Annotated in this window: 19 protein-coding genes; 11 read left to right on the top strand and 8 right to left on the bottom strand. The window is 61.4% G+C overall.

Annotation, left to right across the window (positions count from 1 at the left end; all coding sequences use genetic code 11):
- Positions 1–303 precede the first annotated feature (303 nt).
- Positions 304–2007 (top strand): biosynthetic-type acetolactate synthase large subunit, encoded by a 1704-nt coding sequence (gene ilvB, locus ACIPSK_RS15190; RefSeq protein ID WP_162117163.1) that lies wholly within the window; start codon positions 304–306, stop codon positions 2005–2007.
- 209 nt (positions 2008–2216) lie between these two features.
- Here ilvB and ACIPSK_RS15185 read toward each other — a convergent pair whose 3' ends face one another.
- Complete coding sequence (locus tag ACIPSK_RS15185) at positions 2217–2567, bottom strand: type II toxin-antitoxin system RelE/ParE family toxin (RefSeq protein WP_162117164.1); 351 nt, start codon at positions 2565–2567, stop codon at positions 2217–2219.
- Positions 2568–2569: 2 nt separating this feature from the next.
- Positions 2570–2821, bottom strand: a complete 252-nt coding sequence (locus tag ACIPSK_RS15180) for a ribbon-helix-helix domain-containing protein (RefSeq protein WP_162117165.1) — start codon at positions 2819–2821, stop codon at positions 2570–2572.
- Between the two features lie 272 nt (positions 2822–3093).
- Between ACIPSK_RS15180 and ACIPSK_RS15175 the strand changes: the two genes are divergently transcribed.
- Both ACIPSK_RS15175 and ACIPSK_RS15170 read left to right on the top strand, forming a co-directional pair.
- Positions 3094–6339 carry an adenylate/guanylate cyclase domain-containing protein gene (locus ACIPSK_RS15175; RefSeq protein WP_162117166.1) on the top strand — a complete coding sequence of 1082 codons (3246 nt, stop codon included), beginning with the start codon at positions 3094–3096 and terminating at the stop codon, positions 6337–6339.
- A gap of 73 nt (positions 6340–6412) precedes the next feature.
- Positions 6413–7093: a peroxiredoxin-like family protein gene (locus ACIPSK_RS15170; RefSeq protein WP_170255871.1), complete on the top strand. Its 681-nt coding sequence runs from the start codon at positions 6413–6415 to the stop codon at positions 7091–7093.
- A gap of 73 nt (positions 7094–7166) precedes the next feature.
- Here ACIPSK_RS15170 and ACIPSK_RS15165 read toward each other — a convergent pair whose 3' ends face one another.
- The 4 genes from ACIPSK_RS15165 to ACIPSK_RS15150 form a co-directional block, all read right to left on the bottom strand.
- On the bottom strand, positions 7167–7739 hold the full coding sequence (locus ACIPSK_RS15165; protein WP_162119668.1) for a cytochrome c: 573 nt from the start codon (positions 7737–7739) through the stop codon (positions 7167–7169).
- 113 nt (positions 7740–7852) lie between these two features.
- Positions 7853–8185 carry a four-helix bundle copper-binding protein gene (locus ACIPSK_RS15160; RefSeq protein ID WP_162119667.1) on the bottom strand — a complete coding sequence of 111 codons (333 nt, stop codon included), beginning with the start codon at positions 8183–8185 and terminating at the stop codon, positions 7853–7855.
- A gap of 11 nt (positions 8186–8196) precedes the next feature.
- Positions 8197–8631 (bottom strand): CopM family metallochaperone, encoded by a 435-nt coding sequence (gene copM, locus ACIPSK_RS15155; protein WP_162119666.1) that lies wholly within the window; start codon positions 8629–8631, stop codon positions 8197–8199.
- A 39-nt stretch (positions 8632–8670) separates the two neighbouring features.
- Positions 8671–9000, bottom strand: a complete 330-nt coding sequence (locus ACIPSK_RS15150) for a hypothetical protein (RefSeq protein ID WP_162119665.1) — start codon at positions 8998–9000, stop codon at positions 8671–8673.
- Positions 9001–9150: 150 nt separating this feature from the next.
- Here ACIPSK_RS15150 and ACIPSK_RS15145 point away from each other — a divergent pair, with 150 nt between their 5' ends.
- From ACIPSK_RS15145 to ACIPSK_RS15110, 8 genes are all read left to right on the top strand, one after another.
- On the top strand, positions 9151–9654 hold the full coding sequence (locus ACIPSK_RS15145; protein WP_162119664.1) for a cytochrome b: 504 nt from the start codon (positions 9151–9153) through the stop codon (positions 9652–9654).
- Positions 9655–9808: 154 nt separating this feature from the next.
- The gene (locus ACIPSK_RS15140; protein WP_210254236.1) at positions 9809–10222 is read left to right on the top strand and encodes a hypothetical protein; all 414 of its coding nucleotides are present in this window, start codon (positions 9809–9811) and stop codon (positions 10220–10222) included.
- A gap of 94 nt (positions 10223–10316) precedes the next feature.
- Complete coding sequence (locus ACIPSK_RS15135; RefSeq protein ID WP_162119662.1) at positions 10317–10544, top strand: hypothetical protein; 228 nt, start codon at positions 10317–10319, stop codon at positions 10542–10544.
- 17 nt (positions 10545–10561) lie between these two features.
- Positions 10562–12007 (top strand): TolC family protein, encoded by a 1446-nt coding sequence (locus ACIPSK_RS15130; protein ID WP_446532944.1) that lies wholly within the window; start codon positions 10562–10564, stop codon positions 12005–12007.
- Between the two features lie 13 nt (positions 12008–12020).
- Entirely contained in the window at positions 12021–13367 is a 1347-nt protein-coding gene (locus tag ACIPSK_RS15125) for a multicopper oxidase family protein (protein ID WP_222279522.1), read from the top strand.
- A 35-nt stretch (positions 13368–13402) separates the two neighbouring features.
- A complete protein-coding gene (locus ACIPSK_RS15120) occupies positions 13403–13882 on the top strand; it encodes a cupredoxin domain-containing protein (protein ID WP_162119661.1) in 480 nt (159 codons plus the stop codon).
- Positions 13883–13905: 23 nt separating this feature from the next.
- The gene (locus tag ACIPSK_RS15115) at positions 13906–14193 is read left to right on the top strand and encodes a copper-binding protein (RefSeq protein WP_162119660.1); all 288 of its coding nucleotides are present in this window, start codon (positions 13906–13908) and stop codon (positions 14191–14193) included.
- A 56-nt stretch (positions 14194–14249) separates the two neighbouring features.
- On the top strand, positions 14250–14711 hold the full coding sequence (locus ACIPSK_RS15110; protein WP_162119659.1) for a DUF411 domain-containing protein: 462 nt from the start codon (positions 14250–14252) through the stop codon (positions 14709–14711).
- Between the two features lie 31 nt (positions 14712–14742).
- Here ACIPSK_RS15110 and ACIPSK_RS15105 read toward each other — a convergent pair whose 3' ends face one another.
- A complete protein-coding gene (locus tag ACIPSK_RS15105) occupies positions 14743–15111 on the bottom strand; it encodes a hypothetical protein (protein WP_162119658.1) in 369 nt (122 codons plus the stop codon).
- Positions 15112–15246: 135 nt separating this feature from the next.
- Complete coding sequence (locus tag ACIPSK_RS15100; RefSeq protein WP_222279524.1) at positions 15247–16755, bottom strand: winged helix-turn-helix domain-containing tetratricopeptide repeat protein; 1509 nt, start codon at positions 16753–16755, stop codon at positions 15247–15249.
- Positions 16756–16783: the final 28 nt, after the last annotated feature.

Raw genomic sequence — 16783 nt, 5'->3', positions numbered from 1 at the left:
TTTGGTCGATAGGCTGGCGAACGGATCGCCCTGCCCTTGCGTCGTCACTGACCGAACCCCCGATCTCAAATTATCCCAACCACAGATACGATCTGCGCAGAGACGACGTTGACGACGTGTAGATTTGGAGCTAGCTCTAGCGCCCATGAAAATCGCAATGGTTCTCGTAGTGGTGATATCGCGCATGGGCAGGACGGTCTGATCGTCCGGCAATAGCCACCCATGCGCCGAAAACTGGTCCCTGACGGGGCCTTTTTTTATGCCCCGTCGCACCCATCACCTCACTCACGACGGAACCCAGATATGACCGGCGAGAAAGCCAACTCTTCCCTTAACCCTTCTGATCGTCGCATGAACGGCGGCGAGATCGTTCTGCAAGCGCTGCGCGACAATAGTGTCGAACACATTTTCGGTTACCCCGGCGCAGCGGTGCTGCCGATCTATGACGAAGTCTTCCAACAGGAGGACATCAAACATTTCCTGGTACGCCATGAACAAGGCGCCGGACACGCGGCCGAAGGCTATGCCCGCTCGACCGGAAGAGTTGGCGTCATGCTGGTGACATCGGGACCGGGCGTTACAAATGCGGTTACCGCACTGCAGAATGCCCTTATGGACTCCATTCCGATCGTCTGCCTCGCTGGCCAGGTGCCGACTAGTCTGATCGGCACGGATGCTTTTCAGGAATGCGATACGGTCGGCATCACTCGTCCCTGCACGAAGCACAATTTCCTGGTCAAACACGTCAACGATCTGGCCAAAACGATCCACCTGGCTTTCCGGATCGCGGCGGCCGGTCGGCCCGGCCCTGTTCTCGTCGACATGCCGAAGGACGTGCTGTTTGCCAGCGGAACCTACGTCGCACCTGACAAGGTAGCTCCGCTGCCGAGCTATCAGCCGGCAATGCATGGCGATCAGAACGCGATCCGGGCAGCTGTCGCATTGATGGCCGAAGCCCGACGGCCCATCATCTATACCGGCGGCGGCATCATCAACGCCGGACCGGAGGCGTCCAGATTGTTGCGTGAGTTCGTCGACCTCACCGGCTTTCCCGTAACTTCCACCATCATGGGGCTTGGGGCCTATCCGGCTACCGGGCCGAACTGGCTACGGGTCGCCGGACAGGACGGATCGCACGAAGCCAATATGGCAATTGGCGATTGCGATCTGATGGTCGCCATCGGCGCGCGGTTTGACGATCTTGCGATCTCGCGCGTCCATGAGTTTTCGCCTCGTTCAAAGAAGATCCAGATCGATATAGATGCCTCGTCGATCAACAAACGCGTTCCCGTCGATATCGGCATTCAAGGCGACGCCGCGCATGTGCTGGCGGATATGATCCATGCCTGGCGGTTGCTCTCCATTATGCCCGACCAGAAGCGGTTGCGGGCGTGGTGGTTGCAGATCGATCATTGGCGAACCTACCATTCGTTTTCCTACCGGCGGCTGGACCATGCAATCATGCCGCAACATGCCCTGGAGCGCCTGCATGCACTGACAAAGCCGCACGACCCCATCATCGCCACGGAGATCGGTCAGCAGATGTCGGTGGCGCAGTTCTTCGGCTTCGACAAACCCAATCGCTGGATTACCTCGGGGGGATTGGGGACGATGGGCTTCGGCCTTCCTGCCGCGCTGGGCGCGCAACTCGCACATCCCGGGCGCCTTGTCATCGACATTGCCGGCGACGCGTCGGTGCAAACGACGATGAAAGAGCTGTCGACGGCCATACAGCATCAAGCGCCGATCAAGATTTTCGTCTTGAGCGATGAGCATCCGGGCATGGCGCAAGAATGGGATCCCATGCCGGATGGCAACAGTCGAGCGCGCTCTTATTCGGCCTCACTGCCCGATTTCACCAAGCTCGCGGAAGCCTATGGCGGCGTCGGCCTTCGTTGCGAGAGCCCGAGCGAACTCGACGCCAGGATCGAGGAGATGATCGACGCGGACCGGCCAGTGCTCCTTCACTGCCGGGTTGCGAGGTTCGCCGGCACCCTTCGGCAGTAAGGGCCGGTGATCGAACACGCCAAAAGCAAGCCGTGCGATCCTGCGAACCGCAGTCATCGTCGATGCTGGCCAAGGACCTCATGATCGAGACTGGCGTCTCGATCATGTCTTTGTACCGTTCGATGGGATCGATTTTCTCCAGCCCGCAGACACGCCGAATTGCTGCCCGAGAAATTCCAGATACCCGCCCTCCGATCAAAGATCCTGTGTCATGACCCTTTGTTTGAAAGCGCGGCCAAGTCCTCTTTAAGCCGCACCGGTAAATCCATCCGTTCGTGAAGAATGCTCATGACGCCGAGATCACCGTTCTCAAGCTCACGAAAGAACAGGTAGTGATGCTCATAGCGGCTGAAATAGGCCCGACGCCTGATGTCTGCGGGAACCGCCAGACGTTGCGGAAGCTGTCGCCAGATCAGCCGATCTTCGCATAAACGCTGCAAATAAACATGCAGCCCGAGAATGTACGCATCTGCCTGCTTTTCTCCCCACGCCTCGAAAGTGTCGCGCCAAATCTTGTCTTGCGCGGCGTCAGCGCGTGGATAAAACCGATAAGCTGCCATGCTCAGCGGCGCTTGTTGCGGCGGATAACGTCTTCAGCGGAAACGGCGACAAACTCGCTGTCGTCGGCACGCATCGCAGGTGCAAGTTCCTTTTGCAGGCCATCCCATGCCTCGTCGCGCGTTTGCAAATCGCGTCGGATCAGGGCGCGAATGTACTCGCTCGCATTCTCATAGAGACCGTCGTCACCGATCTGCTGTTGAATGTGGTCTTGCAGCGCGCCGCTGACCTTCACATGAATGCTGCCTGATGCCATCGGCTTACCCTTTTGCTCCTCTTCTATCGTGGGAAGCGTAGCATATATTGTCAATATTCATCACAAAGAATTGGATTGCGATATGGTCTTTCGAACCCGCTCGGCAGCCTGGCTTTCTCAGGCATCATTTGAACAAGATCATCATCGTCGGTCCGCCGCTTGTTTAGCGCTTGCGGGCCTGGGACAGCAGGTTCATGCTTGTCCCTGTTTTGAGGCCCGCTGATTGCGGCTGAAATAGCCGTAACAGTTTGGGCTTTCGTGAGACGCATGCGATGGAGTGTGCCGGCTGCGGTTTCGATATTCAAAGCGGTTTTGCTTTCTGTCCGCGATGCGGCGCAAGGCAGCCGCTTTCCTGCGCCGCCTGCGGCAATCCCTGTCAGCCCGATTTTGCCTTCTGCCCCCAATGTGGCGCGCCGATTTCCGGTAAAGTCCAACCCGCAACGAAGCCTAAGATCGAGACGGCACTGTCTAAATCGGAGGGCGACGCCGACCGGCGGCCGGTAACCGTGCTCTTCGCCGATCTCTGCGGCTTCACGACGCTGAGCGAGCAGATCGACCCCGAAGTCATGCGGGTGCTGCAGAACGAATTGTTCGAAGAGATGACCCAGGCGGTCGAGGCTTATGGCGGCTTCGTCGACAAGTTCGTCGGCGATGCGCTACTGGCGCTGTTCGGCGCGCCGGTCGCTCATGAGGACGATCCGGTCCGGGCGCTCGGTGCCGCACTCGATATGATCGGTCGGGCGACACAGGTCGGCGAGCGCTGGCACGCCCGCGCCGGCGTGCCGCTGCGTCTGCATATCGGCATCAATAGCGGCCCTGTCGTCACTGGCGGCTTCGGCGCGGTCAGTGCAAAATCCTATTCGGTGACCGGCGACACCGTGAACACCGCCCAACGGCTGCAATCCATGGCCGGCGAAAACGATATCCTTGTCGGGCCGCTGACCTATCGCCTCACCCGCCATGCCTTTGCCTTCGAGAGTCTCGGTGCGCAGGCGTTGCGCGGCAAAAGCGGAAACGTCCTTGTCCATCGGCTGACGGGGCTGTCGGAAGCGCCGCATACGGCGCGCGGGCTCGAGAGTCTCGGCCTTCAGGCGCCGATGATCGGACGGGATGCGGAAATGTCGCGGTTGCTGACATGCCTCGATCTTGCCTGCGGTGGTGCTGCGCAGCTTGTCCGACTGATCGGCGAAGCGGGCATCGGCAAGTCGCGGCTGGTCAATGAATTCGTCGCGATAGCCAGCAATGCCGCCCGTTTCCAAGGCCTCGCCATCCGCAAAGCGACCTGCTCTCCCCTCGGCGAACAATCCTATGGAACGCTCGGCGCGGTCGTGCGCAGCGCCTATGGCATCGGCGAGCGAGACGATCTCGACAGGGCGCGGCAGTTGCTGGCAACGGGGTTCCGCGCGCTCGATCTGACGCAGGAGGAGGTCGAGGGACTTTTGCCGCTCTTTCTGCATGTCCTCGGCCTCGGCGATCCCGATGGCGCGTTGCGGCACATCGAGCCGGAGCAGCTGCGGCGGCAGATCTTCTATGCCGTCCGCACCGTCTTCGAGCGGCGGCTGGCGCAAGGTCCCCTGCTGCTTGTCATCGAGGATCTGCACTGGGCGGACGCTGCCTCGCTGGAAGTGCTTCGCTTCATGATGGACCGGCTGGAGCGCAGCCGGTTGATGCTGCTTGCGGTCTACCGGCCGACATCGCAGACCGACCCACTGGACTCCAATCGTGTCAGCGTCACCGTGCAGCGTCTTGCCCCACTCCTTGCGGCCGACGGGCAGAAGCTGCTTGCTGCATTTTTTGGCGAGAGCTATGCCAAGTTGCCGGCGACGATGCGCAAGCGCATCCTCGACCGCGCCGGCGGCAATCCGCTTTTCATCGAAGAAATCCTTCGGGTGCTGATCGACATGGGCACGTTGCACAATGACGGCCAGCGCTGGCATGTCGCAGCGGAAGACACGGATGTCGATATACCGGTGAACCTGCAAGCCCTGTTGCTTGCCCGCGTCGATCGTCTGCCACAGGAGATCAGACGGCTGGCGCAAGAAGCGGCGGTGGTCGGCCCGAAATTCGATACCGCCCTGCTCCGCACCATCGCCACCGACCCAGCCGCCATCGATGCCGCATTGGATCATCTCTGCGATGCGAATATCATAGAGGAATTGCGTGGGCCGGATGCCGGCGGGCCGCCGGGCTATCGCTTCAGCCAGACACTGATGCATGACGTCATCTATCACAATCTCCTGCTGCAACGGCGCATGGAGCTTCATCAACGGATCGGCCGGGTTCTGGAACGTCAATATGGTGCGGCGCCCGACCGGCCCGAGCATCTGGCGCAGCTCGGCCATCACTTCAGCATGACCACCGAAAAGGCCAAGGGCGCTACCTATCTGATGGCGGCGGGCGATCTGGCGCGCAAGGCCTACGCCAATGACGACGCAATGCGCCTCTACCGTCAGGCCCTTGCGGCCTTCGCGAATGAGGCGGAGGTGACATCGGAGCAATTGGCGCTGTTGGAGCGTCTTGCCGATCTCTGCGGCCCGGCGGGCCTGCGCGACGCCGCCTTGAACCATTATCAGCGAGCGCTGGCGATCCACCGCACCAAAGACGATCCTATCGCCGCGGCGAGGATATTGCGCAAGATCGGCCGTTTGCATCTCGATGCAGGACGCCGCGATCTAGCGGAGACACATTTGGCCGAAGCCGAAGTGATGATCGCAACGATCGATGCGCCGGTCGAACGTGCCCATGTCCTGCAGGAGCGCGGCCATCTGGCTTTCCGCATGGGGGATCAGGCCGCTGCCGCCGAGTGGGCGACGCAGGCGCTGCAATGCCTGCAGACGCTGCCGATCGACGGGACGACCGAGGCCGGACGGGAGACAGCGCGAGCGATGGCGGAGGCGCTGAATACCAAGGGTGCGGCCTTTGCGCGACTCGGACGTCGCCGCGAGGCCGTACAGGAAGTGGAGCGCAGCCTCTCGGTTGCCGAAAAGGCAGATCTGCAAAGTGCCGCCTGTCGCGCCTATTCCAATCTCGGTGTTCTCTACACGATTGTCGATCCTGCCAACGCCATCAGAATCTGCCGGCGCGGTCTGGAGGTTGCGACCCGTATCGGCGATCTCAGCTTCCAGGCGCGCCTTCTCGCCAACCTCGCGGTTGCATGCTGTACCTTCACCGATCGCTGCGCCGCCGAGGGTGTACCGGCGGCGGAGAAGGCCGTCGAAATCGACCGGGCGCTTGATCAACGCGACCATCTCTCCGTGCCGCTGATCGTGCTGGGCCAGATTCATCAGTGCCACGGGCAGCCGAAGCTAGCTCATAAGTATTACGAGGAAGCCCTTGAGGTTGCGAAGGAAATTGATGAACCGCAACTGCTCTTTCCGTGCTATGATGGCTTGGCGACACTCAGCCTTGAGCATGACGACATGGACGAGGCGGAACGGTATTTCACGCTGGCGCAGGATGTGTGCATCCGCCACAACCTCGATCCAGGCACGCTCGTCGTCTTGCCGTTTCTCGACTGACCTGTCCTCGTTGCAATGATCGCGGAGATCGATTTGGCAAATCGATTCAAAAACATAAAGGGAGGAACGAAACATGCAGGAGAACCACGCCGCAAGACCATTGCAGCCGGGAGATCGCGCGCCGAACGTGGTGCTGGATGCGATCACCCGCCAGGGCAAGGTCGCCATCGACGATTTTCGCGGCCAAAAGCCGGTGCTCGTCGGGTTGTTCCGCGGATTACATTGCCCCTTCTGCCGCCGGCAAATCGCCGCCATGGCCGAACTCACCGGCGCATTGCAGGAGAAGGGCATCGATAGCCTGACCGTCGTCAACACGCCGATCGAGCGCGCCCGCCTTTATTTCCGCTACCATCCGCTTCCCAATCTGCTGGCGGCCTCGGACCCGGAACGGGTATCGCACAGGGCCTTCGGCCTGCCGAATCTGCAGTTCACCGAAGATGAGAATGAGTGGCCGCGCAAAGTCAGCATGAACACGGTGATGTCGATGCGCATCGACATGCCGGGCGAGCTTCCAGCGCCTATGGACCCGATGGCGGCGTCGGATTTCCTCGACAAGGCGGACGGCTATGAGTTTACCGAGGATGACAAGCAGATGATCGCCACCGGCCACGGCCAACTCGTCGGCGAATTCCTGCTCGATCGAGATGGCGTCGTGCGCTGGTGTTTCACGGAAGTCGAGGAGGATGGCCGCCATATGTTCGGCGGTCCCGCCCCTCGGGAAGTGATGTCGGCAGCGTCGAACATGGCTGTTTGAAGCGAATGACGCCGTGCTTGAAAGGTCGGGCGCTTGAACAAGGCGAGCCATTCCCGGTCCCGCATGATCGCCCTTATTCCATCCTGAACCTGGCGTGGCAGGTCGCGCAGGCCTGGAGCATGAGGTGGAACGCGTGTTCCGCCGGCATAGCCAGCAGCTCCTGCTCGTTGCGGACATGAGTGCCGAAAGGACCGCCGCCCATGGCCTCTCCGGGCTTCATGCGCATACTGGCAGTCATCGGCCCGGGGTTGTTCTGCGCGGCGGCATCCAGTGCGACGGCGTAGTCGCGCAGGTCGTTGGCGATACGGTCGAACCGATCGCGCTCTTCGAGGATGTTCGGCCTGGCCTTCGAATGCGGCCCGGCCTTCGACTGCAGATTGGCGGCCTCGGAGGCGAAATGTGCGGAGAGAACGCTCCCGGACTTGTCACGGATGGTGTCGGCCGCCCATTTGAACTCGCTGGCCTTATAGGCCGCCGGATCCTTGAACATGCCGGAGATCGTCTTCGCCGCGGCGGCCATGGCCTTCATGTCCGCCTGTCGACGGGAGACGAGGTCCTCCGCGGCTGGCGACGGAACCCCCGCCATCAGGACTGCTCCCACGATGGAGAGCAGTCCAACCTTCTTCATGTAAGCGGTCTGTTTCATAAACGCTGCGTTCCAAACCGAGCCATGCCAATTGCTTTCGGATATCCGCGGCTTTACCGGATATCCGTTCTCATCTGGGCAGGAAGAGGGCGGACGGAGACCGCCCTCCCCGATCACGCGGCCATCTTGCTGCAGCTATCGGCGCAGCGGCGGCAGGCGTCGACGCAGCTTTGCATGTCGCCCACCCGCTCGCAGTCTTCGGCGCACTGGCCGCAGATTTCTGCGCATTCCCGGCAGACATGCTTGTGGTGCTCCGAGCCGATCAGCATGAAGTGCGCAGAGGTCCGGCAGATCTCCGCGCAGGCCATCATCAGCTTGAAGTGCGAAGGCTTGGTATGTTCGCCGCCCAGTTCCAGGCAGTGGCCCATGGCCATCGACAGGCATTCGCTGTAGCAGGCGAGGCAGTTGTTGATGCAGGCTTTCATCTCGGTCGACATCTGATGCATGGCTCAATCTCCTATTTGGCTTCCTTGTCCACCCACTTGGACATCTCTTCGATCTCCTTTTTCTGCGCTTCGATGACCTTTTGGGCCATTTGCTTGGCCTCATCATTGTCGCCGTACTTCAGTTCGACCTCCGACATGCTGATCGCGCCCATGTGGTGGGCGATCATCCCGCAGACGAAGGAGACATCGGCGTCCTTCTTCATCATCCCCTGCATCATGTTCATGTGCATGTCCTTCATGCCGTCCATCGACGCCTTCTGGTACTCGGTCATGTCGCCCATCGGCATGCCGCCCGACATGTCCATCTTCGACATGTCGGTCTTCATGCTTTCGGACTTGCATTTCTCCGGATAGGCCATCGTCGACTGGGCGGAAGCGCCCGACAGCAGGATTGCGAAGGAGGCGGCGACTGCCGAGCACAAGGCAAGCTTGGTGAACGTCTTCATGTTTCGATCTCCGAAATCTGTTTGATTGTTTGGTCCGTGTCAGCCCGCCTGAAATCGGGGCGGCGGATCGATCGCACGGATCAGCAGGAGCGGCCTGTCGACGGACTGCGTCGCTTCATGCTTCCCCGGTTCAAAGCGCGGAGCCGCGACCTTGGCAAGTTCCGGAAGGATCGGACAGCAGTGCATCGCCGAACAGCACCCGGCTTGCGGGACGTAGGCATGCCGCGCATGGTGATCACGCTCCCCCACGACGGCACAGTGCTGGTTTTGAAAGGTGCTCGGCACCGCGGCCATGCCGAAAGGATTCGCCGCCACCAGGAGAGCGACGACCAAAAGCTGAGCGTACCGGAAGATGCTTTCAGGTCTCATAAGGCTGGGTTCCCTTCCGGCGCCGAACTGTGCGGCAGCGGCAATGTTCCACAGTACCAGTGATCTGTGGCGGCCTTGCGTTTTGGCAACGGCCGATGAGGAAGCATTAACGATCGCCGGCTAGTCTGCGCCTCGCGCTCGGAAAAATCGATGAAACCTGGTTATTCGCTAGCCCAGATAGGACTTCACTGGCTGATCGCCCTCCTGGTGCCGGTCCAGTATCTGACGGGCGGCAGCATCGAGAGAACCCACCACGCCGTCCACATGGGGATGACGCCATCGCCTTGGGACGTCGTCCAGCACCAGCTCCACGACTACGCGGGAATGGCGATTGGCCTGCTGATGGGCCTGCGGCTGGCTCTTCGTGTCCTTCACCCGCCCGAGACCGGCGCGCCCGGCACATGGACCGGGCGAGCCGCCGCGACGCTTCATCACGCCTTCTACGCCGCAATCATCGGACAGGCCTGCATGGGATTTGTCGCGAGCTACTTCTGGTTCGAGATCGCGCCGTACCACGTCGTCGGGTCGAAGATCATCCTGGCGATGGTGGCGCTGCATCTCGCCGCGGCGATCTGGCACACGCTCGTCGTCCGTGACGAGACAGTCGACCGGATGGTGTTCCCGCGCCGGAAGCGGTCCGCCGAGGATCTGTAACGTGGCGAATATCAGCACGACGCAGCGGCCGCTCATGGCTGAGAACACCAGGACTGAACGGGACGGGCGGTTCCGTGCCACATAAAGGACGCGAACATCGACGACAGATGAGTCGCAATTGAAATCGATCTGCTTTGCATGTAGTTCGAGGAGCATGGGCAAGATGTACCGAATCGCAATGAGCAGGCTGCTCGTGATGATGCGGCTGGTGATCGTCGTATCACTGGCAGGGTACTCGCTGTCGAACACCAGCGCCGCGATGCATGGCTCCTCCTTCCCCGAGGTGGCAGCGGTACTGTCCGAGTCCGATGCAATGCAGCATCACGATGGCCATGACATGACGAAGATGGCTGCTCATGACCATTCGCAGGGCGACGTCGGTGATGATGCAGATGGCGTATCGAAGCTGGTCAAGCAGGAATGCTGCAAGGATTTCTGCGGCGGGCTTGGCATCATTTGTGAAGGTCCCGACGTCGGCGGACCCATCGTGAATTCCATCCGGGAATTTATTGACGACCGGACGACACTTGGGGAACTTCCGACTCTCCACCGTCCCCCCAATATCTGAATAGAGACGCGCCCGCTCGATCGGGTCCAGTCGGTCGCCTGCCCCGCATTCGGGCGGGCGCACCGTAGGTTATCTCTTATTCGGAAATTTCATAATGAAACCCTCGCTCTTCGTGGTGGGGCTGCCGCTTCTTGTCGGCGGCTGCGCATCCACGCTTCCTCCCGACGTGGTGGCGTCCCCCGCAGCGGTCGAACAGCCGTCCGCGCGCCCGGCCGCATACCGGTCGCCGATCTCCGGCTCCGTCACCAGGCAGACCGTCGATCCCAAGCCCTGGCGTAGACAGAACGATCTGCAGTCTCCAGCGAATGGAGACGCCTCATGATCGAGCCAAGAAGAACAATGGTGGCGCTGATATTCCCGCTGGTGTTGAGCGGCTGCGCCACAGACGCCGATTATTCCAGCAAGGAAGCGGGCTTCACCGCCGTTTTCAACAAGACCGCCACTGTCACGGCGAAAGAGACCGTCTGGATCCAGAACCAGAACCAAGCCCGGTCGGCGGCCGCGCAGGTCAGAAGTCTGGTCGCGCGAAGGAAGACCCTCGACGTCGAAACGTCCGTCCAGATCGCGCTGCTCAACAACAAGGGTCTGCAGGCCGCCTACGCCGATCTTGGCGACAGCGCCGCCGACGCCTGGCAGTCGACGATGTTCCTCAACCCAACCGTCTCCATCGGCACGACCGGCATGGGGACGCCGGAGCTGGGGGCGTTCAAGACGATCGAGGGAATGATCACGACGAACATCCTGGCGCTCGCCACGAGGAACAGGGATATCGCGATCGCCGACACTCGCTTTCGGCAGTCGCAACTGACCGCGGCCGTGAAGACGCTTCAGGTCGCTGCCGACACCCGGCGGGCCTGGATCGGCGCGGTCGCGGCCTGGGAGAACGTCGCGCAGCTCCAGCGTGCGCAGGCGGCGGCGGACGCCGCTTCCGAGCTCGCGGAGAAGCTGGGCGAGACCGGTGCGATGACCAAGGGCGCCCAGGCCCGCGAACATGTGTTTGTTGCTGAACTCGCCGGAGAGACAGCGAAGGCCCGGCTGGCGGCCCGTCTCGCCAAGGAGGAGTTGACGCGGCTGATGGGCCTCTGGGGCACTGACCTCGACTACCAGGTTCCCAACGGCCTGCCCCCGCTACCCAAGTCCGTCGCCAGGCGAGACACCATCGAGGCGGAAGCACTCCGAAATCGGATAGACCTCCAGGTCGCAAAGCTCGAACTCGAAGCCACTGCCAGGTCGTATGGCCTGACCGAAGCAACGCGCTATGTCACCGACCTCGAAATCCTGACGGGCTTCGAAACGGAACGGGAAATCGAGGACGACGAGAAGAAGACCAGGACGACCGCTCAGGTCGAACTGGAGTTCGCAATCCCGATCTTCGATACGGGCAAGGCCCGGATGCGCAAGGCTGAAGTGGCATATATGCGGGCGGCGAATCTGCTGGCGGAGAAGGCCGTCAATGTCCGGTCGGAGGCGAGATCGGCATACGAAGCCTACCGCTCGAACTACGATATCGCGCGGCACTACCAAAACGACGTCGTACCACTTCGCACCAAGGTCGAGGAAGAATCCCTGCTGACCTACAACGGCATGATCTCGAACACGTTCGAACTGCTCACCGACACCCGTGACAAGATCAACTCCATCCTGCTCTCCGTCAACGCAAAGCGCGACTTCTGGCTGGCCGAAGCCAACCTCGCGCCTGCGATCTACGGCGGCGGCGCGACGAAGGTGTCGGCAGAGACCGAGGTCGCCGCTGCTTCCGAAGGCAGCGCTGGCGGCGGTCATTAAGAAGGGACACATCATGTTCAACAGACGACAACTTTTTGGAGCCAGCGCCACTCTGCTCACCGCAGCCGCCTGGACGAAGACGTCGGCGATGGGGCTGCCCGACGCACCGACAATGGAATCGGCGGACATGCAGCCGCCACTCCACCCGGCCTCAGGTCCGGACTATCAGCCGGTGGTCACCCTCAATGGCTGGACCCTGCCCCACAGGATGAACAACGGCGTCAAGGAGTTTCACCTCGTCGCCGAACCAGTCGAGCGCGAGATGGCCGACGGCATGACCGCCTATCTCTGGGGCTACAACGGACAGTCTCCGGGGCCGACCATCGAGGCGGTCGAAGGCGACCGCGTCCGCATCTTCGTGACGAACAAGCTGCCGGAGCACACGACGATCCACTGGCACGGGATGCTCGTGCCATCGGGCATGGACGGCGTCGGCGGGCTGACGCAGCCGCACATTCCGGTCGGCAAGACCTACGTCTACGAGTTCGACCTCGTGAAATCCGGCACCTTCATGTACCACCCGCATTCCGACGAGATGGTGCAGATGGCCATGGGCATGATGGGCTTCTTCGTCGTCCATCCCAAGGATCCGACGTTCATGCGCGTCGATCGCGACTTCGTCTTCCTGCTCAACGCCTACGACATCGATCCCGGCTCCTATGTGCCGCGGATCATGGAGATGACCGACTTCAACATGTGGTGCTGGAACAGCCGCTTGTTTCCGGACATCAGCCCTCTCGTCGTGTCGAAGAACGACAGGGTGCGGGTGCGGGTCGGCAACCTCACCATGACGAACCATCCGATCCACATGCACGGCTACGATTTCGAGGTAACCTGTACCGACGGCGGCTGGGTACGGCCGGAAGCGCGGTGGCCGGAGGTCAGCATCGACATCCCGGTCGGCGCGATGCGTGCTTACGAGTTCGACGCCAAGTATCTCGGCGACTGGGCGATCCATTGCCACAAGTCGCACCACACGATGAACGCCATGGGTCACGACATCCCGACCTTCATCGGTGCGGATAAATCGAAGGTCGCCGAGAAGATCAGGAAGCTGCAGCCGGAATACATGCCCATGGGCACCAAGGGCATGGCCGACATGGGCGAAATGGAAATGCCCATCCCCGAGAACACCGTTCCCATGATGACCGGCTGGGGGCCGCACGGCCCCATCGAAATGGGCGGCATGTTCTCGGTCGTGAAGGTCCGCGAGGGCATCTCGGCGGACGATTACTCAGATCCGGGTTGGTACGAAAATCCACCCGGGACCCAGGCTTGGGAATGGACTGGCGAATTGCCGGACGCGACCAAGGCCAAAGACGCGAAAACGCAAATCACGCCGAAACCGAAAAACGGCTGAGGCCAACCTCCCACATCCAAAAAAAGGATTTACGCATGAAGAATTGTGTATTGGCACTGGCGCTGGTCGCCCTCGCATCGCCTGCCCTCGCCTCCGGCAATCACGCTGGCGGTCACGGTGAAAAAATGGCCATTGGCGAACCTGGCGATAAAGCCAAAGCAACGCAGACGATCCGCGTCACGATGAAGGAAACCGACGACGGGAAAATGCTGTTCACCCCCGCTGTGTTCAACGTCCGCAAAGGGCAGACGGTCAAGATCGCAATCAAGAATGCCGGAACCGTCGACCACGAATTCGTACTCGATCAGGAAGACAAGATTCTGGAGCACAAGAAGGTCATGGAGAAGTTTCCGGAGATGGAACATGCCGACGCCAATTCCATCCGCCTTCCGGCCGGTCAATCCGGCGAGATCGTCTGGAAGTTCACCACCGACGGCGAGTTCAAGTTCGCCTGCCTGATCCCTGGCCACTACGAAGCCGGCATGCACGGCGACGTCACCGTCGCTGGGAAATAATCCGCAAAAAAGGAGCCAAGAACATGAAAACTGCCATGATCAAAATCAGCCTGGCCGCCCTGCTCTCTGCCAGCGCGGCCTTCGGCGCGTTCGCCCAGGAATTCACCAAGGGTGTCGTCAACAAGGTAGACACCAAGGCGAAGAAGGTCACCATCAAGCATGAGGATCTGAAGAACCTCGACATGCCTGCGATGACGATGGTCTTCCGGGTCGAAGACCCGGCCCTGCTGGAAAGACTGAAGGAAGGCTCGAACATCGAGTTCGTCGCCGAACGCGTGAATGGCAAGCTGACCGTCACCGAAGTAAAATAGTGGGCGCCTGCCGCCCGGCCTCGATCCGGGCGGCAGGACATCACGGAGTGGAGACGATGTACAGGAGAAGCTTCATTGCAATGGCGGCATCCGCCCTGGCGTTCTTTGGCAGATGGGCATATGCCGCCGCGCCGGCGACGATGACGGTCTACAAGGATCCCAGCTGCGGCTGCTGCCATGAATGGTCGAAGGCAATGGCGGCAGCGGGATTTTCGGTCGACGCCCGCGACACCGACGACCTTGCAGCGCTGAAGGCGCAGTTGGGCGTACCGGTCGAGGTGCAGGGGTGCCACACCGCCGTCATCGAGAAATACTACCTCGAGGGACACGTGCCGATCGAGGCCGTCCAACGGCTGTTGCACGAGCGGCCGCCAGTCCGAGGGCTGGCCGTGCCGGGCATGCCACCTGGCTCCTTGGGAATGGGCGACGATCCGCAGGCGTCTTATGCGGTGTATGCGGTCCCCTCGGGAACCGGCGCGCCATACGTGTTCATGGAGGTTCGTCCCCGGAAGGCCTGATGCCCTCGGTCAATCAAGGCCGAGATGCCGCTCAGGAAACTGGAGCGGCGCAGAGCGCTGCCCAGAGATCATGCTTCCAGTCGGTTCCCGACCGCGCCGACACGTCAACCGTATAGTCGGCGGAATTGATCCGCACCATGGCGGGCGAAACGCAGCGCACGCTCGCCTCGTGTCTTCCTCCGTCCCGATAGATCACTGTCCCGCCACCGTCGAATTCCGAGAGTGTGATGACGACGTCGAAATCAAAGGCGGGATCGCGGGCAGGCCCGCCCCCGGCCAGACCGAGACTGACCGAGCGGCTGCTACCGAACGAAGCGGTGTGGAAGACGACAGGCCCAGACGCCGCCGACATCGATGCGGACTGCGCGCAAAGGATCAGAGACAGAAGGACTCGGCGCATTTTCCCCTCCCGTGGTCAACGCATCCCGATCCTATCATATCCGCGGAGGCTCTGCGACGATGCAGAGCCTCGCGGACAGGTCTTTATCGATGACGCGGGAGACGGCCGGCCGGCCGTCTTTGAGACGCGCCGGTGTTACTCGGGAAGACCTGCCTTGCGGTAGCCATCGATGAAATGCGCAAGCGTCCGAGCGTCGCGAAATGGCTCGGTCGCAGCCCAGTGGCGGATTGAAAAACGCGGGTTGGCGACGAGGAACAGTTCGACCTCGGCGCGCGCCTCGTCGAGCCGGCCGAGCTGGGCAAGGCTTGCTGCCAGGAAACGGCGTGAGCTCGTGCGATAGGTCTCGTCGCTGCGCAGCGTCTCGACAGCGGCTTGGTATTGGCCGGCGGCATATTGCGCCTGGCCGAGCGCCAGATAGTACCAAATTGCCGGAAACGGGTTTAGCCGGAAAGCCTTGGCGATATGCTCAAGGCCCTCCCCGACCCGCCCGGCCAGGACCGTGATGTCGGATAATGCCGCAAAGGTGTCGGCCTCGTTCGGGTCGAGTTCGATCGCCTTGGCGAATCCCGCATCAGCCTCGGCAAAGCTGCGCTCATAGGCGAGCAGATAAGCCAGGACCCAGCGACAGCCGGCGTCATTGGGGTCGATCGCGACGGCCTTGCGCGCCAGCTCCAAAGCAAGGCTTCGGGTGGGTTGCGTTGGTCCGGCGGAATGCACCTCTCCCATCCAGTGGTTCATGGCAAGCCAGCGATAGGCCTCGGCATAGTCGGGATCGAGCGAAATCGCGCGCGTCAGCATCAGATGCGCTTCCCGCGCCGCAAGCGGCGTGTCATCCATCAGCCTGCGCGCCCGCACGCAGAGATCGTAAGCCTCGATATTTTTAGGCCGGTTGCGCGGCGGCGGTGCGCGCAGCCGGCCGAGCAGCGCCTCGACGATCTTGGCCGTCACCTCGTCCTGAACGGCAAAGACATCGTCCAGGCTGCGATCGAAGCGTTCCGCCCATAGATGATCGCCACTTGCCGCATCGACCAGCTGAGCATTGATGCGCACGCGCGCCTCGACGCGTCTTGCGCTGCCCTGCAGCAGGTAGCGCACGCCAAGCTCCTCGGCGATCTCGCGCACATCCATCGCCTTTCCCTTGTAGGCGAAGGCCGAGTTACGGGCGATGACGAACAGGCCCGGTATCCTGGAGAGGTCTGTGATCAGGTCTTCGGTCAGCCCATCGGCGAAGGATTCCTGTTCGGGATCGTTGCTGATATTGAGGAAGGGCAGCACTGATATCGATGGTTTGTCGGGCAGCGGCAAAGCTTTTCGCTTCAAGCCGCCGAGCTGATTGATGGCGCCTATGAAGCGGTAGCCGACGCGCGGCACCGTGGAGATCCATTCACCGCCATCGGTAGCCGGACCAAGCAGCTTGCGCAGCTGCGCGATCTGGACCGTGAGGTTGCCTTCCTCGACGATCCTGCCCGGCCAGGCCGCATCCATCAACTCGGCCTTGCCGAGGATTTCGCCGGGCCGCGCGACGAGTGCTGCAAGCAGCTTTACCCCGCGGTGGCCAACGGCAACGGGATCATCGTTCCGAAGAAGCGTTCCAGCCCCCGGATCAAGCACAAACGGACCAAAGGCAAAGCGTGACCCCTGCATAGGGCGCATCCTAGAGTCTTTAAAGCTT

The sequence above is a fragment of the Rhizobium sp. LARHSG275 genome (genome assembly GCF_052871115.1).
The sequence above is the reverse complement of the archived record's forward strand: the minus strand, read 5'-3'. Positions and strand labels throughout refer to the sequence as shown.